This window comes from Acidihalobacter sp., assembly GCF_037381185.1.
In the GTDB taxonomy this organism is placed as follows: domain Bacteria; phylum Pseudomonadota; class Gammaproteobacteria; order DSM-5130; family Acidihalobacteraceae; genus Acidihalobacter_A.
Genome location: NZ_JARRQY010000001.1, coordinates 102,539 through 129,160 on the forward strand (window position 1 = coordinate 102,539; position 26,622 = coordinate 129,160).

A 26,622-nucleotide genomic window follows, 5' to 3' on the forward strand; every position below is an offset into this window, starting at 1 on the left:
GAGTCTTCTCCTTTTGGGTGGGGTGGTGACGGTCAGTGCCGGTCGACGCCGGGCAGGATCTCCACGCGGTTGGTGGTGCCGGGATGGCCGCGTGATGATCCCTGGGTGAAGATGAGCGGTCCGCCACCGAGTTTGTTGGCGTGCAGCCAGTCGTAGGCTATGTCCTGCCAGTTGCGCGAGTCGTCCGCAGTGTGTAAGGGGTGGACGCCGTAGCTGAACAGTAGACGCTGGCAGGTGACGTGGTGCCGGGACAGCGCCACGGTCCAGGACGGCAGATGGAAGCTGGCGATGCGCCGAGGGGTGGCGCCCGTTTCCGTGGGTGTGAAGACGTAGGGTGCACGCAGGTTTTCGACTGAAGTGACGACGTTGAGCGAAACGATGTCCTCAATGCTTCGGCGCGTGTCGCGGCGGCGGTCGAACATTGTGGCCGATGGCTGTGCGCGGCGTGCGGGTTCGGTCTGGCGCGCTATGCGGCCGAGCATCTTGACGGCATCCACGGGATAGGCGCCGATGGCCGACTCCTCGGACAGCATGACGGCGTCGGTGCCGTCGAGCACCGCGTTGGCTACGTCGGTGGCCTCGGCGCGGGTCGGGCGGCTGTGGTCGACCATGGATTCGAGCATCTGCGTGGCGGTGATCACGGGCTTGCCGAGGGCGTTGGCTTTGCGGATCAGACGTTTCTGAATTAGCGCGATGGCTTCGATGGGGGTTTCCACGCCGAGGTCGCCGCGCGCGACCATGCAGCCGTCGGCGGCGTCGAGGATTTCGTCGAGGTGGTTCAGGGCGTCGGCGCGTTCGATTTTGGCGATCAGATAGGGGGCGGCGCCGAGCGCTGCGGCTTCGTTGCGCACACGTTCGACGTCGCTGGCATCACCGACGAAGGAGATGCTGACCGCGTCCACCTGCTGTTCGCAGGCGAAGGCGAGCAGCGCCTGGTCGCGCTCCGTGAAGGCCGGCAGCGAGATGTGCATGTGCGGGATGTTCAGCCCCTTGTGCGAGCGCAGTTCGCCGCCGACGGTCACGCGGCAGCGGACCTCGGAACCCGTGACTTCCAGCACCTTGAGCTGGATGAAACCGTCGTTGAGGAATAGCGATTCGCCGCGCCGTACCGCCTGCGGCAGTTCCGGGAAATCGGGTACGGAAACCCGTTCCGCGTTGCCGACCAGCGGCTCGGTGGTCAGGGTGAAGCGATCTCCGTGGTGCAAGCGCAGGGGGGCGGGGCTGATGCGGCCGATGCGCAGCTTGGGGCCTGGCAGGTCGGCCAGGATGGCCACGGGCCGGCCGGCCTGCTCGGAGGCCTGGCGCAGCTTGGCGACGGTGCCCGCATGACTGTCGGCGTCGCCGTGGGCGAGGTTGAGGCGCGCGACGTTCATGCCGGCTCGGATCATGCGCACGAGTACGGCGATCTTGTCCGAAGCCGGGCCGATGGTGCAGACGATCTTGGTCTTGTGGCGTGGCAGATTCATGTCATTCGCCGTGGTAGATGGCGAGCGCGCGGGCCGGATCGACGTTGTCGAAGGTGAGTGCGCTGATGGCGTTGCAGAAGCGCACGGCCTCGTCCAGCGGGCGCTGGTGGATGTTGCGCCCGGTGGCGCTGCCGGCGATTCCGGCTTCCTGCAGTTGGGCGTGCAGCCGTTCGAGGAAGGCTTCGACGGTGGTTTCGCGGCCGCCGGCGCAGATCACGCGGGTGCGCCCGGCGGCACGTACCGCCTCGCGCAGCTTGTCCGCGCCACCGTCGGGTGGGTTGACCTTGACGAAGTCAGCGCCGAGGCAGGCGACCAGACCGGCCACGCCGGCGATCAGGTGCGGATCGTACTCGTTCTTGACCGCCTCGCCGCGCGGGTAGGCCCAGATGACGGCGAGCAGGCCGAGTTGGTGCGCTTCGAACACCAGGCGTGCGGCTTCGGAGTACATCTGGCTTTCATAGGTGCTGCCGGGATAGATGGTGTAGCCGACGCCGACGATGTTCAGCGCGGAATCTTCTCGCAGGCGTGCGACCTGCTCCAGCGTGTGCCACTGCAGGCTGACCGGATCGCGACTGGCGGTCGAGATGAGATGGGTCTTGGCATTGAGCTTGATGAGGTAGGGGACGTCCGGGTAGTCGGGGCCGTAGCGCGCGATCAGGCCGAGCTGGGTGGCGAAGACGCCGATGCGGGCCTGCGCGGCGATGCGGAACAGGTGCTCGGGATCGCCGTCATCCTCGGCGATTCCGCTACCGACGAAATCGTCGTTGAGATGTTCGACCTTCTGGTCGCCGGCCATCAGCATCAGCCGTCCGCTGCCCTGGGTCGCCCGCTGAAGGTTGTCCAGGTAGATTTGGTGGCAGGTGGCGGGAACGTCGAAGGGAATCGGCGAATGGTTGTTCATGCGTGACCTCTCAGATTATCAAGACAGTGTACGCGGGCGCGTAGCGCCTCGCCGGTGGCGGCGACGATGGGGTGGACCGGCGCGGTTAGGCGCGGCTGGCTGCCGAACTGGAAACTGGCCAGGTCGGAGGCCGTGGCGTGCAGCTGGATGGCGACGCCGATGATGTTGACCAGTTCCCCGGTGGTGGGGCCTCCGATGATCTGGCCGCCGAGCAGGCGTTCGCTGTTGCCGTCGAACACCAAGCGGCAGAACACTTCGTGCGTGTCCGGCATGGTGGCGGGGTGGTGGTCGGGCAGGCGCGAGGTGCCGGTGAAGACCTCGAAACCGATCTCGCGGGCACTGGCCTCGGTGAGCCCGGCGACGCCGAAGGCGAGGTCGCCGACCTGACTGGCGTAGACGGCGATGGTGCCCGCGTTGGCGCGCGGCAGGCGCAGGGCGTAGAGGTTCATGCCGGCAATGCGGCCTTCGGCGGCGGCCTGCGAGGCGAGCAGGGCATGGCTGGCGTGGCGGGTGAAGTAGTCCTGCTTGTGCGCGCAATCGCCGACGGCGAAGACGTCCGGATGTTCGCGCGAGCGCTGGAAACCGTCGACCCAGACGCCGCCGGAGCGCGCCAGGGTCATGCCGGTGGCGTGTGCGAGGTCGGTGTTGGGGCGGGCGCCGATGGCGATCAGCACGGCGTCGGTCTCGATCAGGCGGCCGTCGACGAGCCGAATGCCGGCGACGCGTTTGCCGGTCTCGTCGGCCTCGATGGTGGTGACGGTGGCGCCGGTGTGCACGTGTACGCCATTCTCGCGCAGGCGTTGTTCGACGATGCTGCAGGCATCGCTGTCGAACGATGCGGCGAGCAGCTGCGGGAGCTGTTCGACGATGTGTACTTCGATGTCGCGCTTGCGCAGCTCGTCGCCGAACTCGACGCCGATGAAGCCGCCGCCGATGACGGCGAGGCTGCGCAGGTCCGGTAGCGTTTCGGTGAGCAGTTCGTCGAGATAGTCATAGTCCTTAATGACCGTGAAGACGCCTTCGAGTTCATGTCCCGGTATCGGTGGTACGAACGGGCGCGAGCCGGTGGCGAGCACTAGCCGCTCCCAGCCGATGCGACGTCCGGATTCGAGGGTTGCGATGTGTTCCTGCAGATCGATCTCGGCGACGCGGTCGACGATCAGATGTCCGCCGGCGGCCAGGAACGGCGCGCGGCCGGCAAGATCCTCTTCCGTGCCGCCCAGCGTGCCGAAGATGTAGGGGATGCCGCAGGGCACCAGGGCGTCTTCTTCGGGGCGCACGACGGTGATGCGTTTGTCGGGCCAGAACTGTGCAGCGGTAATGCCGGTCATCATGCCGGCTGGTCCGCCGCCGATGATGAGAACGTCCGTATTGTCGGTAGTCATGCTGAGTTATCCCGTGTGCTGTGGATTCAGGTACTTGTGAGATAGGCATAGCCGATGGAAATGGCAAATGTCGCAGCGAGCCAGGCGGCGGCAGGCATGACCGCCCGGTTGCGGCCCAGGGCCAGGGCGTAACCGGCCTTGAGTAGGTTGTTGCTGCCGCTGGCGATGACCACGGCGACCATCAGAGCGGTTTCCCCGATCGGGAACTTGCCGTCGAGCAGCGACAGGATGAAGGGATCGATGTCGGTGAAGCCGACCGCGAAGGACAATACGTGCAGGCCGCGAGCGCCGTAGTCGGTGATCACGAAATGCGTGATGGCGGCGAACAGTACGAACAGCACCGCGAACAGCAGTGCGGTCGAGAATTCCAGAGGGTGGTGTGGCGGGGCTTCGTCATGATCGGCAGCGGAGCGTTGCGAACCGCGCAGCAACAGCCATACGACGACGCCCGAACTCAGCGCCAGAATGCCGAACGGCAATGCCAGGCGCAGCGCTGTGGCGCCGTGTCCGAGGAGGGCGATCAGCGCCCACAGTCGCAGGTACATCATCAGCGTGGCGAGCACGATGGCAGCTGCGCTCAGGCGGCCGTCGTCGGGCGCTTCGCGTATGCGCTTGCCCAGTACGACGGTGGTGGCGGTGCTCGAGTACAGGCCTCCAAGCGCGCCGGTGAGCAGTATGCCGCGGGCCGGAAAGAAGTAGGCCTGGGCGATATAGCTTATGTAGGAAATGCCGGATACGACCAGCACGGCCAGCCACAGCTGGTACCAGGTTACGGTGACGAAGCTTGCGATCTGGCTGTCCGGCAGTAGGGGCAGGATGAGTCCGGCCATGATCAGGAATTTGGCCAGGGTGACCGCCTCGGTGCTGCGGAAGGCGTCGGACAGGCGGCGGATGCCAGGTTTTTCGCCGAGCATCAGCAGGATGACGACGACGTAGAGCACCGGCAGCCACAGCGGGCCCTTGAGCGCGAGGGGGCCGATGGCATACACCAGCAGGCCGACCAGGTGGGTCAGCAGGCGCTTGCGGCCTTCGCGCTGGCGATGCCAGTAGCTGATGGCGAAGAAGCCGCCAACGATCAGCAGACCCACTCCATACAGCCGCAGATCGGGATCGAGCAGGGCCAGCACGAAGCCGAACACCGCCAGCAGGGTCAGGGTGCGGGTGGTGCCGTAGCCCAGACCCTCGCCGGCGGCGCGCCGGTAGCTGTGCAGTTCGAGGCCGATCACGAAGCCGAACAGCGTCGTGGCGACGAAGGCGATCAGCAGCGGCGACAACGTAGCGACGTGAGGCACGTCTTCAGCGCTCCATGCGGTGCATCTGCGGCGCGTCGCCGTTCAATGTGCATCGCCGGCCGGCACGACCAGGATCGGCAGCTTGCCGCGCCGGACGAGGGTTTCGGCAGTGCTGCCGAGCAGCAGCCGGGCCAGGCCGTGGCGGCCGTGCGTGGTGATGACCAACAGGTCGGCCTGCCAGCCGTCGGCGGCATCGAGGATGGCCCGGTCGATGCGCCCGTCGCTGGATTCGATGAGTTCGGAATCGACTTCAAGTCCGAGTTCCCTGGCGCGGGCTACGGCGCCGTCCAGGGACTTGCGGGCGCCGGCCAGCAGGTTTTCACGCAGCAGTTCAGGCTCGATCCAGGCCAGCTCGCCGCCCACGTGGTCGCCCAGCGTCTCGTCGACTACGGTGACCAGTTTGACCCGTGCGCCCTGGTCGTGTGCCAGGCGGGCGGCGTGTTCTAGGACGGCGTTGGAGCTGGGACTGCCGTCGGTGGGAATCAGGATGCGCTGGTATAGGCCCATGGTCTCTCCCCAGAGCGGCGCTTCGGCGCCGCTTGTCGATCGGTCGGTTACGGGTGCGTTTGTGCAACAGGTTCATCGGAGAACATCTTAACTCTCCACCCTATGTTTGACCGTTTGCGCAGCGGCGGTTCGCAGCCTGCGTGCGCTCGGCTTGATCGTGATCAACTAAAACCGGTTTGTGCGCGATACGCGGCCGTCCGATCCGTTGCGGATCGGACGGTGGCCGACGGGCCGGCCCGTTTTGGGAGGCCCGTCAATGGGCGCAGGCGGCCTTGGGCCGCTTGGAACGGGCGCCTCAGTGCTGGGTGGTGCCGCTCAGCTGGCGGTCTATCTGCGCTTCGGCCTGCAGCCAGTCGTCCAGGGTGCGGCCACTGTCGAAACCGTGGCTTTCCGCGATCAGGTAGGCTGCTTCGGCGATCATGCGATAACGCTGCTCGGCGGTGACCGGCGAGGCCGCCTTCTTGCGTGAACGCGTCGTTTTGGTGCCTGATTTGGCGGTCGTGGCTGTTTTTGATGCGGTTTTTGCCGCAGGCTTGGCTGCAGCCTTCTTCGCTGCGGGTTTGGCCGTCTTGCTCGAAGCGGCTGTCTTGGTCGTGGCGGTACGGCGGCGGGGCTTGGTCGGTTCGGTAGTATCGCTCATGTGGGCCTCCACAAGTGGTAGGGGTAGGACTACGGTCTTGAGCCGAAGCAAGCAACGTGCCGGGCTCAGGGGAAGTCGGGCCGGACGCGGCAAGCGTGCCGCTGCCTGTAGATGAGCTGGTCACCATCATAAAACTTTATTCCGAAAAATATAGGGGTATCGCTATGACAGTGTCGTTAAATGCAACCGAAGAGGAGAATTGACGTGAGCAAATTTCAATACGGAATCACGATGCCTTTTGCGGTGGCGCTGTGCACGGCCTTGTTTGCAGGGACCTGCAGCGCCGCGGTCAGCGCGGACACCAGGGCTGCGGAGGTTGGGTTTTCGGTGACCGCGTCCACCGAGGTGCCGAACACGCGTCTGCGCCTGCTGCTGCAGGCAATCGCGCAGAAGAACGGGGGCGAGCAGGTGCTTCCCGGGCTGGCGTCGCAGCTGAACCAGCGGATGAATTCGGCGCTGCGCCTGATCGAAGGCACGCCGGGCGTGAACGCCCAGACGCGCGGGTTGCACAGCAGTCCGGTATACGACAAGGGCAAGCAGGTCGGTTGGCGTCTGATCGGGCGGATAGAGGCGGTGGGCGACGCCGGGACGTTTCCGCAGCTCGCCGGAAAGCTCCAGGCGGCGGGGCTCAGCGTCGAGAGCGTACAGGCCGAACCGGCCGAAAAGGCGCTGGACGCCGCTCGCCAGGAGCAGACCAAGGCCGCGATCCGGGACCTGAAGCGCCGTGCGCGGGTGGTTTCGCAGGCCCTGGGTTGCTCGGCTTGGGCGTTCTCCGAGGTCAATCTCAGCGACGAGGGTTCACGTCCGCCGGTCGGCCTCGTGCGCATGGCGGCGATGAAAGCCGAGCCAGCGGCCCTGGCGCCCGGTGCGACTAAGGTGGCGGTGCGTGCCACGGCCAAGATGCGCTGCGAGCCTTAGTGAGCCGGCAAGTTAAAGTCGATGCTCATGCCGGAGTGCGGGGCATGTGTTTTGCCTGTTTCAGGCGCCGCCCACCAGCGCCTGCAGCAGCCACAGGGCGGCCATTCCCGCTGCCAGCGTGAACAAGACGTTGCGCGTGAGCATGGCGACGACGGCGGCCAGCAGCCCGGCGATCAGACGCAGATTGTGCAGTGATAGGTCGATCGCGCCTTCGGGGCGTATCAACGCGGGTAAGACCAGTGCGGCCAGCACGGCAGCGGGGATGAAGCGCAGTGCCCGATGCACGATCTGCGGCAATTCGATGCGCCCCCAGAAATGAATGAAGGACAGCCGCAGAGCGAAGGTGCCGAGTCCGATCAGCAGGATTAGCAGCCACAGACCGGCTGAAGAGAGTGAAATTCCCATCAGCCCTCCCGGCGCTGCATCAGGGTTTCGGCGGCGAGTCCGGCGGCGATGCCACTGACGGCGGCCAGCACCAGCCCGAGGTTGAAGGGCAGCCCGGCGGCCAGCACGGCAACGCCTCCACCCACCAGGGCGGCGACCAGGGTCGGCCGGTCGCGCAGCCCGGGAATCAGCAGGGCCATGAACGTGAGGGGAATGGCGAAATCCAGCGACCAGCTCGCCGGGATCGTGGAACCCAGCAAAATTCCGGCAGCCGTACCCGGTTGCCAAGCACCCCACATGGCGATGCCGGTGCCGAAATAGAACCAGTGCCGGTGCGTGTCGGCAGTTGGTTTGTCGCTCAGATAATGGTTGATGGTCATGGCGTATCCCTGATCGGTCAGCAAATAGGCCAGGGGCCAGCGCCAGCGTTTCGGCAGATGTTGGAAGTATGGGGCGAGAGATGCGCTGTACATCGCGAAGCGCAGGTTGATGATGACGGCGGTGAAGAAAATGACCAGCGGCAATGCCCCGGCCGCAAGCAACTGGATGACTGCTAGTTGCGAGGCGCCGGCGAAGACGATGAGCGACATGCCCATCGCCGCCTGCGGCGACAGCCCCGCTTTGATGGCCGTCACTCCGCAGATCATGGCGAACGGAATGACGCCGGGCATGAGAGGGACGATCGACATGAAGCCGGCACTGAAGGCTCTGAGGCGGGAGGTCTGCATGGGGAGTGATGAACGGTCAGGAGTGTTTGGGGGCTGTTCGCACTATTGCGCGATGCGCTGCCGGAGCTGTTTTTCGTGGCCCGCAAGTCGCTGCGAGCGTGGTGTAGCCCGGCTACATGAGCGAGCGGCAACGCCGCGGGACGCGAAAAGCGGCCCGGCCCTGCGGGTTGTGTCCGGTTGACCGCCATTCGGCGTTGCTCGTCGTTCATTTGAAATGACGAAACCTCTCTCCTCGTGCCTTAATTGGTGGTCAACCGGGCGCAACAGCGCACCGATCAATCGCGTGAACAGGCCCTAGGGTGTCTGAAGTGAGGAACGGTGCGCAAGTTTGCGGCGTCATGCCACGCGCATTTGAAACGCTCGGCGCCGAGTGCGATTCACAGATTGAGCTTACGCATATTTCTGAAGCTCCGGATTTCTTTTGAACCCGAATCAGCCGTCTCGGCTCAACGGCGCGGCAAAGTTCCCTCACAGCGGCAGGGCCGGACTGCTGTAAACCTGTCGCAAGGCCAGATGCGACTGCGTACCGGATACTCCGGGAAGGCGCAGCAGCGTGCCCAGGTAGATGCGTTCGAAGTCCTTGGCGTCGGTGTAGACGACCTTGAGCATGTAGTCGGCTTCGCCGGCCATCAGGTAGCACTCCATGACCTCGGGAATTTCCCGCACGGCCGCTTCGAAGCCGCGGAACACGTCCGGGTTCTGGCGCTCCAGGCGGATGAAGATGATCGCGGTGCCCTCCTTGTGCAGCACCGTGCGGCTGAGCAGTGCGGCATAGCGTTCTATGACGCCGCTGTCCTCGAGCTGGCGTACCCGGCGCAGGCACGCCGAGGGAGAAAGGTTTACGCGTTCGGCCAGTTCGGCGTTGGTGAGGCGCCCGTTTTCCTGCAGCTGGCGCAGGATGCGGCGGTCGCGGGCGTCGAGTTCTGGAGTGTCTGGCATGATATTCGATGAAATGCTTGTATTCTGATTAAAAGTTGCAGAGTGTGCGTGCTTTAAGGGCTATTTTGAAATAAAAAATCGTTGTATGCGAACCATAATCGGCGGCTGGAGTTTTCAATTCAGCTTGTACCGAGGGAGGAGCAGACATGTTGATTGGCGTACCGAAGGAAACCAAGAATCACGAATACCGTGTCGGCATGACGCCGGTGAGCGTGCGCGAGGTGGTTGCGCACGGGCATAAGGTGGTGGTCGAGCAGGGCGCGGGAGCGGGCATCGGCGCGGACGACGATGCCTATCGCAAGGCCGGTGCGGAAATCTGCGCAACGGCGGCGGAGGTGTTCGAGCGCGCCGACATGATCGTCAAGGTCAAGGAGCCGCAGGTGCCCGAACGGGCGATGCTGCGCGAAGGGCAGTTGCTGTTCACCTATTTGCATCTCGCCCCGGACCCGGAACAGACGGCCGACCTGCTCAAGAGCGGCGCCACCTGCATCGCCTATGAGACCGTGACCTCGCCGCGCGGCGGGCTGCCGCTGCTGGCGCCGATGTCCAAGGTGGCCGGGCGCATGGCGATTCAGGCAGGTGCGAGTGCGCTGGAGAAGGCGCATGGCGGGCGTGGCATGCTGCTCGGTGGCGTGCCGGGCGTGGAGCCGGCCAAGGTGGTGATCATCGGCGGCGGCGTGGTCGGGCGCAACGCCGCTGAGATAGCGGTCGGTATGCGTGCGGACGTCGTCGTGCTGGACAAGTCCGAGGCGGCGCTCGAGCAACTCGACGGCCTGTTCCAGGGGCGGGCGAAGACCGTCTATTCCACGCGCGACAGCCTTGAGCGCCATGTGCTGGAGGCCGACCTAGTCATCGGCGGCGTGTTGATCCCCGGAGCGGCGGCGCCCAAGCTGGTGTCGAGTGACATGATCGAGCGGATGAAGCCGGGATCGGTCATTGTCGATGTCGCGATCGACCAGGGCGGCTGCACCGAGAACTCCCGTCCGACGACCCATGCGGAGCCGACCTATGTGATCGACGGCGTGGTGCACTATTGCGTCGCCAACATGCCGGGCGGTGTGCCTTTGACGTCGACCTACGCTTTGAATAACGCTACGCTGCCCTATATTCTCAAGCTGGCGGACAAGGGCTGGCGCCAGGCCCTGGCGGAAGACGAGCATCTGCTGCGCGGTTTGAACGTGCATGCCGGGAAGCTCACCAATGCCGAGGTCGGCGAGGCGCTGAAGCTGGACTTCATCGATCCGTCGCAAGCCCTTTGAGGGCTTGATGGGTGCATGACCGCGGCCGCAAAGGCCGCGGTCATGCGGTTCGTTCCGTTTGCCCGCCTGCGTTTACGGTCTGCCGGATACGGTCTCGCGGGCGAGCGTTGCCACGATTTGCTGTTGAAGATGGCGTGCGGCCTCCGAGTTTTCGGCCGCCTGACTGGCGACCAGGGCCACGGGAGTAGGCGGCAGCGCCGGCAGGCCGTGTCTCGAGCCCAAGAGCTGCAGGGAATCGGGTACGCTGCAGCGCGTCAATACGGCTACGGCAAGTCCGCTCTGTGCCGCAGCGATCTGGCCGATCAAGCTCGGGCTGTGGTAGGCGAGGCGGTAGCGCCGTTTTTGCGCGTCGAGCGCTGTTTCGGTCACGCGACGTACTACTGAACCCTCCTCGTATATGGCGATCGGCAGAGGATCGTCACGCCAGGTTTCGACCGTGGGCGAACCGACCCAGACCAGCGGTTCGTGAAAGAGTACGGTGCCCTGCCCCGGGCGTTCCTGCGAGACAAGCGCGACGTCAAGTTCGTTCGCATGGATCTGCGGCAGCAGAGAGGTCGATTGCGTGCAGACGAGGGTGATTTCGATCTCGGGATACTGTGCGGAGAACGTGCGCAGGACCGGGGCGAGATATGACACCGCGTAATCGTCCGGAATGCCCAGGCGCACGTGTCCCGAAACCGATGGCTCGCATAAAGCCGCTCGAGCTTCTTGCTGCGTGGCGATGATGCGGCGTGCATATGGCAGCAACTGCCGGCCCTCCGGGGTCAGCGCCAGACGCCGTGCATCGCGGATCAGCAGTGCCGCCCCGGACGCGTGTTCCAGCTTCTTCAGTTGCATGCTGACCGCCGCCTGGGAGCGGTGAATGATTTTGGCGGCAGAGCTTAGTGAGCCTCCGTCGACAATCGCAACGAAAGCGCGCAACCAATCGATCTGTAGATCCTGCATGACCATATTATTCGTCAATCGAAAGTTTACATTTTAGTTTATTAGCTTTACGAATTTTAATTTTTCCCGAAACTGTGCGTCATGCACACGGATAATGATCGCCCCATGGATTCCGGTCGCGAGGGCGCCGCCGATCGAGGGCGGGGCGTTTTGTTGATGAGCGCCGGCGGCGTTCTGCTCGGCACCGTTGGTCTGTTCGTCGAGAAATCCGGCCAATCCCCGCTGACTGCAGTGTTCTTTCGTTGCGCCTTCGGTGCGCTGATCTTGTTCTCCTACGCATTGCTGGTTGGGCGTGGCTCCGAGTTGCGGCTCACTGCGGCTGGTTTTCTCATCGCGATTCTGACTGGCGGGCTGATGATCTTGAATTGGGCCTGTTTCTTCACTGCGATTGGCGATACGTCGATCGCCATTGCGACCGTCGCCTTCCATGTTCAGCCGCTATGGGTCATGGCATTCGGCATGATTTTCTGGGGCGAATCAAGGTCGCCGGTGCGGATCGGTGCCGGTTTTGCTGCGCTGATCGGGCTGGCGTTGACTACGGGGCTCGCCACGCACAGCGCTTCTGCCGAGCAGACACGTTACCTCCACGGCCTGGGGTATGCGTTCGTCGCGTCTCTGAGCTATACCGCCGTGACCCTGATTGCGAAAACGCAAAGGTCGATGAGCGCATTCGGCCTGGCCGCTTGGCAATGCGCGATCGGTGCCATCCTGCTGGCCTGGTGGCCGTGGTTTCATGGCTGGCCGGACGGCGCCGCACCATGGGGATGGTTGATTGGGTTGGGAGTTGGACCGACGGCAATCGCTTATGTACTGCTCTACGCGGGGATGCGTCATTTGCAGGCAGTTCAGATCGCAATTCTGCAGTTTATCTATCCGATTACCGCGATTCTGGTTGACCATTGGGTGTTCGGCAATCGCTTGTCGCCTGTGCAGTGGGCGGGGGTTGCACTGATGGGCGGCGCCTTGTGGATCGCCGGGCGGCCTCGACTGCGTACTTGATACGTCTGTGAGCATCAAATTCTGCTAACTCGTAATTCCGTTTGCACTCACGTCATTGAACCGCTGGAGCGCTTGCTGGTCCAAGGCCTGAGGTTCGAGATGCGGACTGCTCTGGTCCGTGCGTTGTGGGTTATACGGAGTTGTTCATGGAGCACGAGGCCGCGCCTTCGCCGCGCAAATCCCGCCGCTGGCTCAAAGCCTTTTTGATCTTGCTGATTCTGGGGCTGACGGGTGCGAGCGGGCTGGCCGGCTGGCTGTATCTGCAGTGGCGTTCGCTACCGTCGGTTGCGCAGTTGCGGCATTGGCGGCCCTCGCTGCCGTTGGAGATCTACGGTGCCAATGACAGTCTGTTGGCCACCATAGGTCCGGAGTTGCACGATACGGTGTCGCTGCGGCAGATGCCGCTGCAGCTCGGCAATGCCTTCGTGGCCGCTGAAAACGCGCATTTCTGGAGTCACAACCCGCTGTACTTCCCAGTCAGCTATCCGGGGATTCTGCGCGCGGCCTGGATCGACCTTACCCATCTGGCGCCGGTGCAGGGGGCAAGCACCATCACCGAGCAGGTTGCCCGCAATTTCTACCTCTCGCCGCGCAAGACCATCACCCGCAAGGTGCACGAGATTCTGTTGGCCTATAAGATCGCCCAGCATTTCGACCGGCGCGAGATCCTTACGCTTTACCTGAACAAGATCTACTTCGGCAACGGCGCTTACGGCGTCGGCGCCGCGGCCAGGGTCTATTACGGTTGTGCCGTCGATCAGCTGTCCCTGGCGCAGATGGCGATGCTAGCGGCGCTGCCGGCGGCACCTGAATATTTCAGTCCGCTGGTGAACCCCAAGGCCGCGCGTGGGCGTCGCAACTACGTCATCGGCCGAATGCTGGCCGACGGTTATATCACCTCGTTGCAGGCCTCCCGCGCGGAGGCGGCGCCGCTGACCGCCAGCTATCATCGGCAGGGCAACAATCTCGCTCCGTACGTAACCGAGTGGATCACCAAGTGGCTGGTGTCGAGTTTCGGCCCGGATCGGACCTACCGCCAGGGGCTGCGCGTATACACCACGATCGAGCCTCGCCTGCAGAAGGCAGCCGATCGCTCCGTTGCCGTGGGGCTGGAGAACTACACCATGGGGCTCGATAGCCTCGATCCGCAGTCCTATCGGGGCCCGATTGCGCACCTTGATGAGCAGCAGGTACAGGCGGCGCTGAGAGGCAGACGGCCAAGCCAGTTGCCGACGCGCGATCCGGCCAATCTGCGCTGGGCGGTGGTGCAGTCGGTGAAAAACGGGCGGGTTCAGGTTTCCCTGGAAGGTGTACAGACGGTAACGCTGGGGCCTTCCGGGCTGAGTTGGGCTTCCAAGCCTGGGAAAGGTGCGGCGTCGGTTCTGAAACACGGCGACCTGGTGTGGCTGCGCCGCTACGTCGATCCGGGCCGACCGCCGAACGCCCAGGCATGGCGCACGGCGGTATGGCACAAGGCTTCCGGTCCGCAGCGCTGGGAGCTGGCCCAGTTGCCGCGGCTGCAGGGGGCGCTGGTCAGCATGAGGAATTCGACCGGCGCTATCGTCGCCCTGGTCGGAGGCTTCTCCTATGAGATGAGCCACTTCGATCGCGCCTTATACGCTTTCCGCCAGCCCGGTTCTTCGTTCAAGCCGTTCGTCTATGCCGCCGCCCTGGACGGGCCGGAACTGCTGGCTGCGGGCAAGACGGACTACATGACGCCGGTGACGCCGGTGGCGGATACTCCGCTGAGCATCAAACTGCCCAATGGCAAGGTCTACAAGCCGGTCAACTACGAGGGTACTTTTTCCAACAAGCCGATTCCGCTGTGGAAGGATCTGGCCGATTCGATCAACGTGCCGAGTGTGCGAGTGCTGATGCACGTGGGAATACCGTACGCGATTCGCTATGCGACGCAGTTCGGTTTGCCGAAATCCCGCCTCCCCGCGGTGCCCTCGCTGGTGTTGGGCGCTGCCGACCTGTCGCCGCTGCAGATGGTGAGGGCATACTCGGTGTTCTCGAACGGCGGTTTTCTGCCGCATCCCTATTTTGTCACGCAGGTGGTCGACGGACAGGGTCATTCGCTGTCTCTCAAGGGCTGTCAGCTGTGCCGGTCGCAGATGGCTCCCAAGCCCGTGATTACCGAGGGCGTTGCCTATCTGATGACTACCATGCTGCAGCGCGTGATCTCCGACGGCACGGGTGTGGCGGCGCGTTCGCTGAGTCATCACCTTGCCGGCAAGACCGGCACTACCAACGATCAGAAGAACGCCTGGTTCGTCGGTTACGGTCGCCACGTGGTCACCGGAGTCTGGGTGGGCTACGACGACAATCGCGGCATGGGCCGCTGGGCCGCTGGGGCCCGCGAGGCCTTGCCGATCTGGATCCACTACATGCACGAGGCGTTGAGAGGCGTGCAGAGCCTGCCGTTCTTCCGCCCGCCTGATGTGGTGCAGGCTGCGGTCGACCCCAAGACGGGTTTGCTGAGCGACAGCGGTGGCAAGGTTTTCGACTTTCTGGCCGGTTTCCTGCCGCCGGCGAAATCCCCGATGCTGCCTTCCAACTCCACACTGATGTCGAGAGCCCCGAGCGTTGTGCCCATGCCCTTCCTGCTGCAGTACTCGACCGCGCCGTTACCAAGCGTGAAAAAATAGCGCATCACGCCAGGTGCAGTGCTCGCTGCGATGTGTTGCCGTGTTGCCGCGGCGGCATCAGTGTTAGCGTGCTGCAGTACATTTGAACGAGCAGGTTCAATGGTTTTCGGGGGAGTACGCGATGGACATAGCCCGCTTCATCCCAGTCGGCGTATCGGACTCGGTCTGACCGGCCTTGCCGACGCGCTGCTGCTTGCCGGGATGCACTAAGGCTCGCAGGCCGTACGCGACCAGGCTGCCGGACCATCCACGTCGTCGGCCACGCGGCCTACCGCGCTTCAGCGGCTCTGGTGGGCGAGAAGGGGGCGTCCCGAATTTCGTCGCCGAGGCGTATCTGGGCGGACCGTTCGTTGCCTGCCTGCCGCGGGACATTCGCAAAGACATCGCCGCCTGGCATACGCCGTAGTCACTGTCGGGTGATTGTGCCGGCAGGCTCATCAGTCTGCCGGCCGGCAATGTTTCCAGCGGAATCGAACCCATCTTCGCCATTGATCAGCGTCGACGCCTGACCATCGGCGCTGGCAGGGAGCGCGAATTGAGCCTGGTGGGCTGGGCCTGTGGGCCGTGGCGCCGCACGCACCAGGATGAGAAAGTCTGGTGACCGCGTTGGAGCTTTCCCAGGGGGCGCATCTGGCCATGCGGGCGGTTGTTGCGTCCTTACGCCGACAACGCTTTTTCGAAGACCATGAATGTGCCCGCGGAGATGCCGTTCGAGGAATTCAGCGCACTTTACGAGCCGGCGTACTCGCTCGGCCTCAATGGCTGCACGGCCTTCCATCCCGGTGCGGACCTGGACGGCGTGGCTCCATGCGGTCGAATCTCAAGTGTACTGCTGTGACGTCTTGCGCGAAGGTGATTGAAGGTAGGGACGATTTGGACACGGTGGACACCGGTTTACTTCAGACGAAACAGGTGTCGAAAGTGCATACTTGAGGCCATGACCGCATGCGGTGCATGCCGGTTTCGGTTAGTAATTCTTTAGTGAGCGGAAGGTTTCGATCTGACGATGAAAATCAAAGTACTGTTCGTGTGCATGGGCAATATCTGCCGTTCTCCGGCCGCGCAGGGCATGTTCGAGCACCTGTTGGCCGAGCAGGGCCTGGAACATATCATCGAGGTGGATTCGGCAGGGACTCACGCTTATCACGTTGGCGAGGTGCCGGATGCGCGCATGCAGGCGGCAGCGGCCCGGCGTGGCCTTGATCTGTCCGGTCAGCGTGCGCGGCGCGTCGCCAGCGAGGATTTTGCCCTCTACCACTACATCCTTGCGATGGACCACTCCAATCTGGCCGAGTTGCAGGAGCGTATGCCGGACGAGGGAACACCGCCCGTGCTGTTCATGAGCTATGCGGGGGCGGTTGGTATGGACGAGGTGCCGGATCCGTACTATGGCGGTGAAACCGGTTTCGAGCGGGTGCTCGATCTGGTGGAGGAGGCTGCAAACGGCCTGCTGCAGAGCATTCGCAGGCAGCACTCGATCTGAGAGAGTCTTCCAGTGGAGGGCGTGGCCGTGCAGACACGGCCACGCCTGATCACTCGGAGGCAGAAGCTGTGTCAGCCGTCGACCGGCTCCTTGCTTCGCGCAGTCGGGTCCTGAGGTTTGGGGGCGACAGCAGGGGCGTCCGCCGCCGGCGTGCTCCGGGTTTTCTCAACCGCCGCTTCGACCACCGAACGCTGCTGCGCGTTCTCCTTCTCTACAGTGGACTGTACAGTGCTTGGGCCGGCATCCGGCTTGCGTGTTTCCGGAGCAGTCGCCGGCTTGTCTGCTTCCGTCACGCTGCGCTGAGGAGCGGGCTTTGCAGCCGGTGGTTCAGCGGAAGGCTGCTGCGTGCTGCTTTTGGGTGTGGGATCCGGCTCAACTGCCGGCTTGCCGGTTTCCGTCGTGCCGTGCTGGGAACGAGGTTTTTCGATCGCCTGGCGCGGCGATTCGGCGGGAGGCAGAGCGCCGCCCTTGGGCGCTGCGCCCGGTTCGGCCGCCGGCTTGCCGGCTTCTACCGTACTGCGCTCGGGGCGTGGTTTTTCGACCGCCTGCTTCGGCGGCTCGCCGGAGGGCCGGGCGTTGCTCGTGGGCGTTGCCTCCGGAGCAACTGCCGGCCGGGGATGCTTCGATGCGAGAGCTTGGTCCGAAGCGACGGCGGGGGTCTTATTCTCTTCCGGCGCGGACTCGCGAGCTGCCGCAGTGTCGGCGGACTTGGTTGCCTTTTCGGCAGGAGCCTTGTTCACGGCTTCCTGCGGCCGACTGTCCGCGTTTGCCGTCTTGGGCGTTACAGTGTCGCCGGCGACTTGGGATTCGGATCGCTTGGCCGTTGTCGTTTCCGTCTGCGCGGTGGCCGGGCGCTGGGCCGGAGATTCTTCCTGCTGCCTTGGCGTGTCTTCGGAGCGGGGTTTTGCGCTGTCAGAAGCCTCTGCCTCTGCCTCTGCCGCTGCAGGTTGCTGCTGTTTCACGCCGGCTTCGTCGCGGGGCTTGCCAGTATCGGCCTGAGCCGTGTCGTTCGCTCTGTCCGCGCTCGAGCCGTTGTTGTTGCGCCGTGCGCCGCCGCGGCGTCCCCGGCGTGAGCGGCTGCTGCGTGAGGAGGTGGCGTCTTCGCCGGTTCCAACGGCGGTTGGCGTGGTATCCCCCGGCTCGCTTTGCGGAGCGTCGGTACCGCCGGCAGCCGATTCGGCGTTGTCGCTGCCGCTGCTTTCGGCGTCCGTTTGCTCGGCGTTTTCGCGGCTGCGGCCACGACGGCGGCCGGAGCGGCGGCGCCGCGAGCGCGAAGTGCCGCTCTCTTCGGAGTTTTCGTCGCCGGGGACTGGGGGCAGTGCCGAGGTCTGCTTCGGCTGTTCACTCTCGGTCTTGGCGCCGGAGGTCTCTTCGGTCTTCGCTTTGCCGTTGCGCGCGTTTCTTGGCTTGGACGAAGCTTCGGCCGTGCGGCGTTCACGTTCTTCGCGGGGTTTTTCGCCATCACCGCGGGACTGGCCGCCGCGCGTGCGTCGGGTGCGCTCGCTCTGACCGTCTTCCTTGTTCTGACGCGCAGGGCGTTTGGGCTTGGCGGCAGGAGGGGCTTCAGGTTCCGCAGCGGGTGGCATTGGGGCGAAGAGGCTGTGCCAGATGCGGGTGATCAAGCCTGGCTTCACAGCGTCTTCGCCGGTTGCCGTTTGTTTCGCGGGAGGCGTTTCCCGATGCGGCGGGGGCGGCGGCGCGGTGACGCTGATCGCAGCCACGGCGGGGTCGGCTTCCTTAGGCCGTGGCTGACGGATTTCGGGGTCTTCGGGCACCGGCGCCAACTGGTAGCTGGCTTCGGCAGGGGCCTGCGATGCAGCGTCCTCGCGTACCCGGATGACTTCGAAATGTGGCGTTTCCAGCGTCTGGCTGGGCACGATCACCGCGCGGACCTTATGGCGTTCCTCGATTTCGAACAGCACGCTGCGTTTTTCGTTGAGCAGGAAGGTGGCGACGTCGACCGGAACCTTGACGATCACTTCGCCGGTGCGGTCCTTGATGGCCTCTTCCTCGATCAGGCGCAGCATGGACAGCGCCAGCGACTCGGTGCCGCGAATCGTGCCCTGGCCGCTGCAGCGCGGGCAGACGATCTGGCTGGATTCGCCCAGCGAGGGCCGTAGGCGCTGGCGGGACATTTCCAGCAAGCCGAAACGCGAGATGCGTCCGACCTGCACGCGGGCACGGTCGAGCTTGAGTGCGTCGCGCAGGCGGTTTTCCACCTCGCGCTGGTGCTTACTGGGCGCCATGTCGATGAAATCGATGACGATCAGTCCGCCGAGATCGCGCAGGCGCAGCTGGCGGGCGACCTCGTCGGCAGCTTCCAAGTTGGTGTTGAGGGCGGTTTCCTCGATGTCTCCGCCCTTTGTGGAGCGGGCCGAGTTGACGTCGATGGAGATCAGCGCTTCGGTATGGTCGATGACGATGGCGCCACCGGAGGGAAGCTGCACTTCGCGCTGGAAGGCGCTTTCGATCTGGTTCTCGATCTGATAGCGGTTGAACAGCGGCACGCGGTCTTCGTAGCGCTTGAGCTTGCGCGCGTTGTGCGGCATGACCTGATTGACGAAGTCCAGCGCCTGGCCGTAGACCGTCTCGTCGTCGATGATGATTTCGGAGATGTCGTTGCGGAAATGATCGCGCAGGGCACGGATGATGACGTTGCTTTCCTGATAGATCAGCGCTGGCGCCTTGCGTTCGGCGGTGGCAGCGCGTATCGCCTCCCACAAGGTGGTGAGGTAGTCGAGATCCCACTGCAATTCCTCGGCGTTTCGGCCGACGCCCGCGGTACGGGCGATCAGGCCCATGCTCTCGGGAACGACCAGCTCGCTCATCGCCTCGCGCAGTTCGCTGCGGTCGTCGCCTTCGATGCGGCGCGACACGCCGCCGGCGCGCGGGTTGTTGGGCATGAGCACCAGATAGCGGCCGGCCAGACTGACGTAGGTGGTCAGCGCGGCGCCCTTGGTACCGCGTTCTTCCTTTTCGACCTGGACCAGGACTTCCTGGCCTTCGCGCAGGGCTTCCTTGATGCTGGGACGGGAGTCCGAGTCGCGCACGGATTCGGCATAGAATTCCTGGGCGACTTCCTTGAACGGCAGAAAACCGTGGCGTTCGGCGCCGTAGTTGACGAAGGCGGCTTCCAGGCTAGGTTCGACCCGGGTGATGACACCCTTATAGACGTTGGCCTTTTTCTGCTCGCGCGCCGGGACTTCGATGTCGAGGTCGTACAGCCGCTGGCCGTCGACCATGGCCACGCGCAGCTCTTCGGGCTGGGTGGCGTTGATGAGGATACGTTTCATTTAATTTGTGTTCTCTGGGTAAGGGCCCGCCCGGTCCAGGCGCGCTGCGCGGCGAGCCCGCGCTCGGCGCAATGGCGCCGGCGGCGATGAACTCGGCGAGACGCAGTTGCAGCCAGGCTTCCAACAAGCCCATGCGCTGCAGCGGACCTAGCGGGTCCCGTAGGGTCGATGTTCCGCGGGACGTTCGGCTCAGAGGCGACCTTCGGCAGCGCGTGCGGTGCCACATGTCCGCGAAAGCCGCACGGTAATGGTGGCGGCGCTGGATGTGGGCCTGGCTGGAGGAGTGCCTGAGCAAGACGTGCGGTACCTGTATATCCTGTTTTGTTGCCGGGCCGGGAACGCTCCCGGTCGAATGCAAAGTGTGTCCGGTCAAGACCGGGCACAGGAAAATCACTGCATTTACAGGGTGTTGGTTATTGAGTCTCACCTATTTTCCCTGTTCGGACAATATAGCAAGCTTGTGACGCCGCATCAAAGCGTTATATGCGCCCGGTTACGGCAGGCCGGTCCGAGGCGCTTTCGGCTGACGCGTAAGCGTCACCGGCGTTTGTTATGATCGCGCCCATGAAGACCTCTTCCCAGCCGGAGTCGATGCCGGTCCGTTTCGTGGAAATCGATGCCGGGCACGCAGGGCAGCGCCTGGACAACTTTCTGCTCGGCGAATTGAAGGGCGTCACCCGCAGCCTGGTGTATCGCATCGTGCGCAAGGGCGAGGTGCGGGTGAACCGCGGCCGCGCCAAGCCGACCTACCGGCTGGAGTTGGGCGATCAGGTTCGCATCCCTCCGCTGCGGGTTGCGCAGCCGGCTCCGGTAAGCGCCATTCCGCAAGCGCTCGGCGCCGAGCTGGATGCGGCCGTCCTCTACGAGGATGCCGAGTTGCTGGTGATCAACAAGCCGGCCGGGCTGGCCGTGCATGGCGGCAGCGGTCTGCGTTTCGGGGTGATCGAGGCCCTGCGCGAGTTGCGTCCGCACACGCCTTTCCTGGAGCTGGCGCACCGCCTTGATCGCGAGACCAGCGGGGTGTTGGTGCTGGCCAAGTCGCGCAGGATGCTCACGCAGCTGCACGCCTTGCTGCGCGGAGGCGGCATGCGCAAGGAGTATCTGGCGTTGCTGTACGGCCGCTGGCAGGGCGGGGTGCGTACGGTGGACGCGCCGCTAGCGCGTACCGGCCGGCGGGGCAACGAGCGGCTGGTCGAAGTGGCCGAGGAGGAAGGCAGCGATGCGCTCAGCCGCTTTCGTCCTGTTCGGCGTTTGCGCGAGCATACGCTGGCGTCCGTCGATATCGGCACCGGCCGAACGCATCAGATCCGCGTGCATGCCGCGAGTCTGGGCCATCCGGTGGTGGGCGACAAGAAGTACGGCGATTTCGCGGCCAACCGCGCGGCGCGCGAACTCGGTTTGAAGCGGCAGTTCCTGCATGCCGCCAGGCTCGAGTTCCAGCTGCCCGATTCCGGCCGCCGGCATCGCTTCGAGGCCCCGCTTCCACATGATCTGCAGGCTTACCTGGACAGACTTTCATGACCAAACCCTATGAACTGCTGATTTTCGACTGGGACGGGACCTTGATGGATTCCCATGCGCGAATCGTGGCCTGTATGCAGGGTGCGGCGCGCGACGTGGGTGCGGCGCCGCGGGAGGACGATACCGTGCGCCACATCATCGGTCTGGCGCTGGACAAGGCGATAGGCAGCTTGTATCCGGAAGCCGAAGGGGCTTTTGTCGAGCGTTTCACGGAGGCCTACCGCGAGCGGTTTCTGAGCGATGGAGAGGCACTGCAGACGATGTTCGACGGGGCACATGATGTCCTCGACGTACTGGAACGGGACGGCTATATGCTCGCCGTGGCCACCGGCAAGGGGCGCTCCGGCTTGGATCGCGTGTTGGCCCAGGCCGGTCTCGAGAGCCGGTTCCACGTCACCCGCTGCGCCGACGAGGCGTTCTCGAAGCCGCATCCGGCCATGCTCGAACAGATTCTGGAGTTTACCGGCGTCGAGCCGGTGCAGGCCCTGATGATCGGCGACACCACTTACGATCTCGAGATGGCCCACAATGCCGGAGTTGACTCGCTCGGCGTCAGCTACGGGGCGCATTCTCCCGAAGCGTTGGTGCAGTGGCGGCCGCTGGCCATTCTGGAGCGTATTGATGCTTTGCCGGATTGGTTGTTCGATCATGAGCGCCGCCGCCAGGAGCGGCCGGCTACACATTCGTAGGCCGTATCGCGAGGGGGGATGGTCATGGCTGAGGAACCGAAGGTCGAAAGTGCCGGGGAGAGGGAGCACGGTTGGGAGCGAGAGGTGCTGACACGTCTTGCCTATGCCGGCCTGGTCGAGCAGCGGCGTGCGCGGCGCTGGAGCATATTCTTTCGTTTCGTAGGGCTCGGCATTTTCGCGCTGATCGTGCTGCGTGTGCTGTCACTGGGTATCGGTCACATCGCCGATGCGGAGGGGCCGCATACGGCGGTGGTACGGCTCGAAGGGGTGATCGCGCCGGGTACCCAGGCCGACGCTGCGGTGGTCGGGCGCGGTCTGCGCGCGGCCTTCAAGGCCAAGGGTACGGAAGGTGTCGTGCTGTACATCAACAGTCCCGGCGGCAGTCCCGTGCAGGCCGATGAAATCAATCGCGAGATGCTGCGCTTGCGCAAGGCGTATCCGAAAATCCCGCTGTACGCTGTGTGTAGCGACGTCTGCGCGTCGGGCGGCTACTACGCTGCTGTGGGCGCCAGGGACATCTACGTCAATCCCGCCAGTATCGTCGGTTCGATCGGGGTGCGCATGGATGGTTTCGGTTTCGTCGACGCGATGAAGAAGCTTGGCGTGACCCGGCGTCTGATGACCGCTGGCGAGCACAAGGCGGGGTTGGATCCGTTCGAGCCGGTCAAGCCTGAGGAAAAGGCGCATCTGCAGAAACTGCTCGATCAGGTGCACACCCAATTCATCGATGCGGTCAAGCGTGGGCGCGGCAAGCGTCTGGCCAACGACCCGACGCTGTTTTCGGGTTATTTCTGGACCGGCGAGGAAGCCCGACGGCTGGGTCTGGCGGACGGTTTCGGCAGCGTCCGCTACGTGGCGCGCAGCGTGATCAAGGCGCCGAGGGTGGTCGACTATACGCCGCGTCGCGATCTGTTCGAGCGTTTTTCGCAGGGGCTTGGGACGTCGGTGGCGAATGCGCTTTTGACGCTGCAGGAGAAGTTGAGTTTTGGTTTGCAGTAGGGGGGGCGGTTGGTGGACCTTACGCATCCTTTGAAAGTATTGGAGCTGGTTTCGGGCGCGAATTAGCGGCGGGTTTCTCGACTTTGAGCGAGAGAAAGAGTCGCACTTGCTGGCCGCTGGGGCTCGTTTCGGGCGCGATTCGAGGTATAGGGCTCAGATTGATCGAGGTGATGCGCCCGAGCCTCTTTCTTTGACCGCGCAAAGAAAGAGGCAAAAGAAACGCGCCCCCAAAGCACTCTGCGCCTGTGCCATTCACGGCTGCAGCGCCTCCAGGCTGCCTTGCCACAAGGCGCGTCGCGCAGGGAAGGCTCATTGCCTTCACCAGCGGCGCACCACCGGGGCGGGACAGCCTGGAGTCGCCCTTCGGGTGGGCTGGTGTGCGCCCATGGCTGCGTTGCGGCGCTTGCCAAGGGCTCGGACCATTGCCTTCGCACCGCGCCTTGCCCTGAACACACACCAGCCCACTGCAGTCGCGAATGGCACAGGTGCAGAGTGCTGTGCTTGTCCCTGACGGGCAACCCCGCGAACGCACCCCTGAACGGGGCTCGCAGCCATTCGCCTCCTGCGAAGGGCTGCTTGGCCGGCGTCCTGCCGGCCATCCCCGCCCAGGCGCACGTTCGCGAGGCAAGCGATCAGGGGGGGACTCAACGTCAAAACACGGCTGCCGTAGGTTGGGGTGAGTGCAACGAACCCCAACATGATCTGCACTGCCCGCGTTGGGGTGCGCTTCGCTTACCCCAACCTACGCTTCGATCGCCGAATACGTAGCCCAAGCGTTTGGGAGGCGTTCTGTTTTGACTCCCCGATTCCCGTTAGGCCTTGCCTCGAGCGTGTGCCCCGGCGCGGGGTCGGGCGGCAGGGAGGCCGCCCGAGCAGCCTTTCGCAGGGATGCGAATGGCTGCGGTGCCCCGTGGCGGGGTGTGCGCTCGAGGTTTGCCCGTCAGGGTCAAGGACTTTCGGGTGCCTTTCTTTCGCCTCTTTCTTTGGGCATGCAATGAAAAAATCGCCGGGAGCGATTTTTCGCGTCAGCCCCGAAGGGGTGAAGCGCAGGGATGCGCTGAACAAAGAGGCTCGGGCGCGTCATCCAAGTAAGATCAAAACTGGAAGCGCTGATTCGCGCCCGAAACCAACCCCAGCGTTCCGAGACATGCGCAACCACGGAGCTACACAACAAAACATGCCCGTCCGAGCTACCCCTCCGCAGGCGGCACAGCCAAACCCGCCTGCCGTAACATGGCGCCAAGCCGAATCAACGGCAGCCCGACTAGCGCACTGGGATCGTCGCCGCGCATGTGCTCCAGCAGGCTGACGCCAAGCCCCTCGGACTTGACGCTGCCGGCGCAGTCGTAGGGCTGTTCGAGGCGGAGGTAGGCCTCGATCTCGGCGTCGTCGAGTTCGCGGAACAGAATGTCGTAACTGACCACGTCGACCTGCGTGTCGCCGCTGGCGGTGTCGAGCAGACACAGCCCGGTGTGCACCATCATCGACCGCCCCGATGAGGCGCGCAGCTGCGCGACCGCCGTGGCGTGGTCGCCGGGCTTGCCGATGATGCGCCCGTCCAGCACGGCGCACTGGTCGGAGCCGATGATCAACGCGTCCGGATGCGCGCCGCGCAGGGCGGCGGCCTTGGCGCAGGACAGGCGCCGCACCATGGCCAGCGGATCCTCGCCGTCCAGCGGGGTTTCGTCGATGTCGGGCGAATCGCTGACGAACGGCAGGTGCAAACGGGCGAGCAGCTCGCGCCGGTAGCGCGAGGAGGAAGCGAGTACCAGGGCTCTCATCAGGCGATTTCTACCAGGGTTTCGTCGGGATTAACGGTGTCGCCCTTGGCCACGTAGACCTCGCCGACGGTGCCGCCGATCGTCGCCTGGATCTCGGTCTCCATCTTCATCGCCTCGATGACCAGAACCGGGTCGCCGGCCTTGACCGTCTGGCCCTGTTTCACGAGCACGTCGATGACCGTGCCGGGCATGGTGGTGGTGACCTGGCCGGGGCGGGTGGCGCGCGGGCGCTTGCTGCCGGCGGCGGCCTTGCGCGCCGGTGCCGCACCGCCGACCTCGGGCTCGGTCTCGTCGAGGATGTCGAGCATGATCTCTTCGGGAATGCCGTCGACGGTGACGTAGAACGGTCGGGTGTCCTCGCGGCGATGGCCGCTGCCGGTGACCTTTATATGGTAGGTCTCGCCGTGCAGGGTGGCGTTGAATTCGACCGGCGCGTGTTCGGGCGTGCCGTTGCCGCCTACTGGTTCGAGTGGTTCGGGCACGAGGTTGCCTTCCTGGCGCGCTTTGAGGAACTCACCGCCGATCTCGGGGAACATGGCGAAGCTGAGCACGTCTTCCTCGCTTTTGGCCAAGTCGCCGGCTTGCTTGCGCAGGTTGTCCATTTCCGGTGGCAGTAGGTCGGCGGGACGCACGTCGATCGGCTTGTGGTCGCCGATGGCCCTGCGCTGCACGACCGGGTTGATGCGCCCGGGCGGGCGGCCGTAGCGCCCCTGCAGATAGGCCTTGACCTCGTTGGTGATGGTCTTGTAGCGCTTGCCGGTGATGACGTTGAGCACCGCCTGCGTGCCGACGATCTGCGAGGAGGGTGTGACCAGGGGCGGAAAGCCGAGGTCTTCGCGCACCCGGGGAATTTCGGCGAACACTTCGTTGAGGCGTTCCAGCGCGCCCTGTTCGCGCAACTGGTTGACCAGGTTGGAGATCATGCCGCCGGGTACCTGATTGCTTTGCACGCGGGTGTCGACGCCGGTGAACTCGCTTTCGAACTGATGGTATTTCTTGCGTATTTCGTGGAAGTAGAAGCCGATTTCCTGGGCCAGTTCGAGATTGAGCCCGGTGTCGTAGTCCGTGCCGCGCAGGGCGGCGATCATGGCTTCGGTCGGGGCGTGGCTGGCGCCGCCGGCGAAGGATGAGATCGCGGTGTCGATGTGGCGGCAGCCGTTTTCGATCGCCTTGAGCTGACACATCCCGGCCTGGCCGGAGGTGGCGTGGATGTGCAGGTGCAGCGGCAGGTCGACGGCCTCGGACAGCGCGGCGAACAAGTCGGCGCTGACCATCGGCGTCAGCAGGCCGGCCATGTCCTTGACCACGACGCTGTCGCAGCCCATGGCCTGCAGTTCCTCGGCTTGGCGCACGAACTGATCGATGGTGTGCAGCGGGCTGACGGTGTAGCTGATGGTGCCTTGGGCGTGCTTGCCGGCCTCCTTGACCGAGTCGATCGAGGTGCGCAGATTGCGCAGGTCGTTGAGCGCGTCGAAGATGCGGAACACGTCCATGCCGTTGGCGGCGCTGCGGGCCACGAAGGCGCGCACCACGTCGTCGGAGTAGTGCCGGTAGCCGAGCAGGTTCTGCCCGCGCAGCAGCATCTGCAGGCGCGTGTTGGGCAGAGCCTCGCGCAGCATGCGCAGGCGTTCCCAGGGGTCTTCCTTGAGAAAGCGCAGGCAGGCGTCGAAGGTGGCGCCGCCCCAGACTTCCAGCGACCAGTAGCCCATGCGGTCGAGCCGCTCGCAGGCCGGGAGCATGTCCGTGGTGCGCATGCGCGTGGCGATCAGGCACTGGTGGGCGTCGCGCAGGATAGTGTCAGTAACGTAGACCTTCGGCATGGTTCACCTGAATTGATTCGGG

21 protein-coding genes are annotated in these 26,622 nt (G+C 64.4%); 8 read left to right on the forward strand and 13 right to left on the reverse strand.

The annotated features are described in order from the left end of the window. Window positions 1-32: 32 nt before the first annotated feature. The 6 genes from pyk to P8014_RS00485 all read right to left on the reverse strand — a co-directional run bounded on the left by pyk (window position 33) and on the right by P8014_RS00485 (window position 6,191). The gene (pyk, locus tag P8014_RS00460) at window positions 33-1,466 is read right to left on the reverse strand and encodes a pyruvate kinase (RefSeq protein WP_337815334.1); all 1,434 of its coding nucleotides are present in this window, start codon (window positions 1,464-1,466) and stop codon (window positions 33-35) included. Between the two features lies 1 nt (window position 1,467). Next, window positions 1,468-2,367 (reverse strand): hypothetical protein, encoded by a 900-nt coding sequence (locus P8014_RS00465; RefSeq protein WP_337815335.1) that lies wholly within the window; start codon window positions 2,365-2,367, stop codon window positions 1,468-1,470. Further along, window positions 2,364-3,752 (reverse strand): FAD/NAD(P)-binding oxidoreductase, encoded by a 1,389-nt coding sequence (locus P8014_RS00470; protein ID WP_337815336.1) that lies wholly within the window; start codon window positions 3,750-3,752, stop codon window positions 2,364-2,366. The genes P8014_RS00465 and P8014_RS00470 overlap by 4 nt, the downstream gene beginning before the upstream one ends. A gap of 26 nt (window positions 3,753-3,778) precedes the next feature. Next, window positions 3,779-5,044, reverse strand: a complete 1,266-nt coding sequence (locus P8014_RS00475; protein ID WP_337815337.1) for a DUF4010 domain-containing protein — start codon at window positions 5,042-5,044, stop codon at window positions 3,779-3,781. Between the two features lie 42 nt (window positions 5,045-5,086). Then, entirely contained in the window at window positions 5,087-5,551 is a 465-nt protein-coding gene (locus P8014_RS00480) for a universal stress protein (RefSeq protein WP_337815338.1), read from the reverse strand. A 295-nt stretch (window positions 5,552-5,846) separates the two neighbouring features. Further along, window positions 5,847-6,191: a DUF2934 domain-containing protein gene (locus P8014_RS00485; protein WP_337815339.1), complete on the reverse strand. Its 345-nt coding sequence runs from the start codon at window positions 6,189-6,191 to the stop codon at window positions 5,847-5,849. A 204-nt stretch (window positions 6,192-6,395) separates the two neighbouring features. Here P8014_RS00485 and P8014_RS00490 point away from each other — a divergent pair, with 204 nt between their 5' ends. Continuing rightward, window positions 6,396-7,109, forward strand: coding sequence for an SIMPL domain-containing protein (locus P8014_RS00490; RefSeq protein WP_337815340.1), 714 nt, complete (start codon window positions 6,396-6,398; stop codon window positions 7,107-7,109). 60 nt (window positions 7,110-7,169) lie between these two features. Here the strand turns inward: P8014_RS00490 and P8014_RS00495 are convergent, their stop codons facing one another. From P8014_RS00495 to P8014_RS00505, 3 genes are all read right to left on the reverse strand, one after another. After that, the gene (locus P8014_RS00495) at window positions 7,170-7,514 is read right to left on the reverse strand and encodes an AzlD domain-containing protein (RefSeq protein ID WP_337815341.1); all 345 of its coding nucleotides are present in this window, start codon (window positions 7,512-7,514) and stop codon (window positions 7,170-7,172) included. After that, the gene (locus P8014_RS00500) at window positions 7,514-8,221 is read right to left on the reverse strand and encodes an AzlC family ABC transporter permease (protein ID WP_337815342.1); all 708 of its coding nucleotides are present in this window, start codon (window positions 8,219-8,221) and stop codon (window positions 7,514-7,516) included. Before P8014_RS00500 ends, P8014_RS00495 begins: the two co-directional genes overlap by 1 nt. Window positions 8,222-8,689: 468 nt before the next feature. Next, entirely contained in the window at window positions 8,690-9,160 is a 471-nt protein-coding gene (locus P8014_RS00505) for an Lrp/AsnC family transcriptional regulator (protein ID WP_337815343.1), read from the reverse strand. A gap of 146 nt (window positions 9,161-9,306) precedes the next feature. Here P8014_RS00505 and ald point away from each other — a divergent pair, with 146 nt between their 5' ends. After that, window positions 9,307-10,419 (forward strand): alanine dehydrogenase, encoded by a 1,113-nt coding sequence (ald, locus tag P8014_RS00510; RefSeq protein ID WP_337815344.1) that lies wholly within the window; start codon window positions 9,307-9,309, stop codon window positions 10,417-10,419. Window positions 10,420-10,491: 72 nt separating this feature from the next. Here ald and P8014_RS00515 read toward each other — a convergent pair whose 3' ends face one another. Continuing rightward, on the reverse strand, window positions 10,492-11,370 hold the full coding sequence (locus tag P8014_RS00515; protein ID WP_337815345.1) for a LysR family transcriptional regulator: 879 nt from the start codon (window positions 11,368-11,370) through the stop codon (window positions 10,492-10,494). A 99-nt stretch (window positions 11,371-11,469) separates the two neighbouring features. Between P8014_RS00515 and P8014_RS00520 the strand changes: the two genes are divergently transcribed. The 3 genes from P8014_RS00520 to P8014_RS00530 all read left to right on the forward strand — a co-directional run bounded on the left by P8014_RS00520 (window position 11,470) and on the right by P8014_RS00530 (window position 16,497). Continuing rightward, window positions 11,470-12,363 (forward strand): EamA family transporter, encoded by an 894-nt coding sequence (locus P8014_RS00520; protein WP_337815346.1) that lies wholly within the window; start codon window positions 11,470-11,472, stop codon window positions 12,361-12,363. Window positions 12,364-12,509: 146 nt separating this feature from the next. Then, complete coding sequence (locus tag P8014_RS00525) at window positions 12,510-15,014, forward strand: PBP1A family penicillin-binding protein (RefSeq protein ID WP_337815347.1); 2,505 nt, start codon at window positions 12,510-12,512, stop codon at window positions 15,012-15,014. Window positions 15,015-16,020: 1,006 nt separating this feature from the next. After that, the gene (locus P8014_RS00530; RefSeq protein WP_337815348.1) at window positions 16,021-16,497 is read left to right on the forward strand and encodes a low molecular weight protein-tyrosine-phosphatase; all 477 of its coding nucleotides are present in this window, start codon (window positions 16,021-16,023) and stop codon (window positions 16,495-16,497) included. 71 nt (window positions 16,498-16,568) lie between these two features. Here P8014_RS00530 and P8014_RS00535 read toward each other — a convergent pair whose 3' ends face one another. Further along, window positions 16,569-19,790, reverse strand: a complete 3,222-nt coding sequence (locus tag P8014_RS00535; protein ID WP_337815349.1) for an Rne/Rng family ribonuclease — start codon at window positions 19,788-19,790, stop codon at window positions 16,569-16,571. A 564-nt stretch (window positions 19,791-20,354) separates the two neighbouring features. Here P8014_RS00535 and P8014_RS00540 point away from each other — a divergent pair. From P8014_RS00540 to P8014_RS00550, 3 genes are read left to right on the forward strand one after another with little or no spacing between them, the layout of a single operon-like run. Beyond that, on the forward strand, window positions 20,355-21,311 hold the full coding sequence (locus P8014_RS00540; RefSeq protein WP_337815350.1) for an RluA family pseudouridine synthase: 957 nt from the start codon (window positions 20,355-20,357) through the stop codon (window positions 21,309-21,311). Beyond that, window positions 21,308-22,000: an HAD-IA family hydrolase gene (locus tag P8014_RS00545; protein ID WP_337815351.1), complete on the forward strand. Its 693-nt coding sequence runs from the start codon at window positions 21,308-21,310 to the stop codon at window positions 21,998-22,000. The genes P8014_RS00540 and P8014_RS00545 overlap by 4 nt, the downstream gene beginning before the upstream one ends. 24 nt (window positions 22,001-22,024) lie before the next feature. Then, entirely contained in the window at window positions 22,025-22,999 is a 975-nt protein-coding gene (locus tag P8014_RS00550) for a S49 family peptidase (RefSeq protein WP_337815352.1), read from the forward strand. A gap of 1,190 nt (window positions 23,000-24,189) precedes the next feature. Here the strand turns inward: P8014_RS00550 and P8014_RS00555 are convergent. Together P8014_RS00555 and oadA are read right to left on the reverse strand one after the other, a co-directional pair. Then, window positions 24,190-24,780, reverse strand: a complete 591-nt coding sequence (locus tag P8014_RS00555; RefSeq protein ID WP_337815353.1) for a Maf family nucleotide pyrophosphatase — start codon at window positions 24,778-24,780, stop codon at window positions 24,190-24,192. Further along, window positions 24,780-26,600, reverse strand: coding sequence for a sodium-extruding oxaloacetate decarboxylase subunit alpha (oadA, locus tag P8014_RS00560; protein ID WP_337815354.1), 1,821 nt, complete (start codon window positions 26,598-26,600; stop codon window positions 24,780-24,782). Before oadA ends, P8014_RS00555 begins: the two co-directional genes overlap by 1 nt. Between the last annotated feature and the right edge of the window lie 22 nt (window positions 26,601-26,622).

Bases quoted from the DNA above. Each gene is read 5' to 3' on its own strand.
- oadA (WP_337815354.1), bottom strand. From the start codon at position 26,600: ATGCCGAAGGTCTACGTTACTGACACTATCCTGCGCGACGCCCACCAG.
- P8014_RS00485 (WP_337815339.1), bottom strand. From the start codon at position 6,191: ATGAGCGATACTACCGAACCGACCAAGCCCCGCCGCCGTACCGCCACG.
- P8014_RS00505 (WP_337815343.1), bottom strand. From the start codon at position 9,160: ATGCCAGACACTCCAGAACTCGACGCCCGCGACCGCCGCATCCTGCGC.
- P8014_RS00545 (WP_337815351.1), top strand. From the start codon at position 21,308: ATGACCAAACCCTATGAACTGCTGATTTTCGACTGGGACGGGACCTTG.
- ald (WP_337815344.1), top strand. From the start codon at position 9,307: ATGTTGATTGGCGTACCGAAGGAAACCAAGAATCACGAATACCGTGTC.
- P8014_RS00520 (WP_337815346.1), top strand. From the start codon at position 11,470: ATGGATTCCGGTCGCGAGGGCGCCGCCGATCGAGGGCGGGGCGTTTTG.
- P8014_RS00465 (WP_337815335.1), bottom strand. From the start codon at position 2,367: ATGAACAACCATTCGCCGATTCCCTTCGACGTTCCCGCCACCTGCCAC.
- P8014_RS00555 (WP_337815353.1), bottom strand. From the start codon at position 24,780: ATGAGAGCCCTGGTACTCGCTTCCTCCTCGCGCTACCGGCGCGAGCTG.
- P8014_RS00515 (WP_337815345.1), bottom strand. From the start codon at position 11,370: ATGGTCATGCAGGATCTACAGATCGATTGGTTGCGCGCTTTCGTTGCG.
- P8014_RS00530 (WP_337815348.1), top strand. From the start codon at position 16,021: ATGAAAATCAAAGTACTGTTCGTGTGCATGGGCAATATCTGCCGTTCT.
- P8014_RS00500 (WP_337815342.1), bottom strand. From the start codon at position 8,221: ATGCAGACCTCCCGCCTCAGAGCCTTCAGTGCCGGCTTCATGTCGATC.
- P8014_RS00495 (WP_337815341.1), bottom strand. From the start codon at position 7,514: ATGGGAATTTCACTCTCTTCAGCCGGTCTGTGGCTGCTAATCCTGCTG.
- P8014_RS00480 (WP_337815338.1), bottom strand. From the start codon at position 5,551: ATGGGCCTATACCAGCGCATCCTGATTCCCACCGACGGCAGTCCCAGC.
- P8014_RS00540 (WP_337815350.1), top strand. From the start codon at position 20,355: ATGAAGACCTCTTCCCAGCCGGAGTCGATGCCGGTCCGTTTCGTGGAA.
- P8014_RS00470 (WP_337815336.1), bottom strand. From the start codon at position 3,752: ATGACTACCGACAATACGGACGTTCTCATCATCGGCGGCGGACCAGCC.
- P8014_RS00525 (WP_337815347.1), top strand. From the start codon at position 12,510: ATGGAGCACGAGGCCGCGCCTTCGCCGCGCAAATCCCGCCGCTGGCTC.
- P8014_RS00550 (WP_337815352.1), top strand. From the start codon at position 22,025: ATGGCTGAGGAACCGAAGGTCGAAAGTGCCGGGGAGAGGGAGCACGGT.
- pyk (WP_337815334.1), bottom strand. From the start codon at position 1,466: ATGAATCTGCCACGCCACAAGACCAAGATCGTCTGCACCATCGGCCCG.
- P8014_RS00535 (WP_337815349.1), bottom strand. From the start codon at position 19,790: ATGAAACGTATCCTCATCAACGCCACCCAGCCCGAAGAGCTGCGCGTG.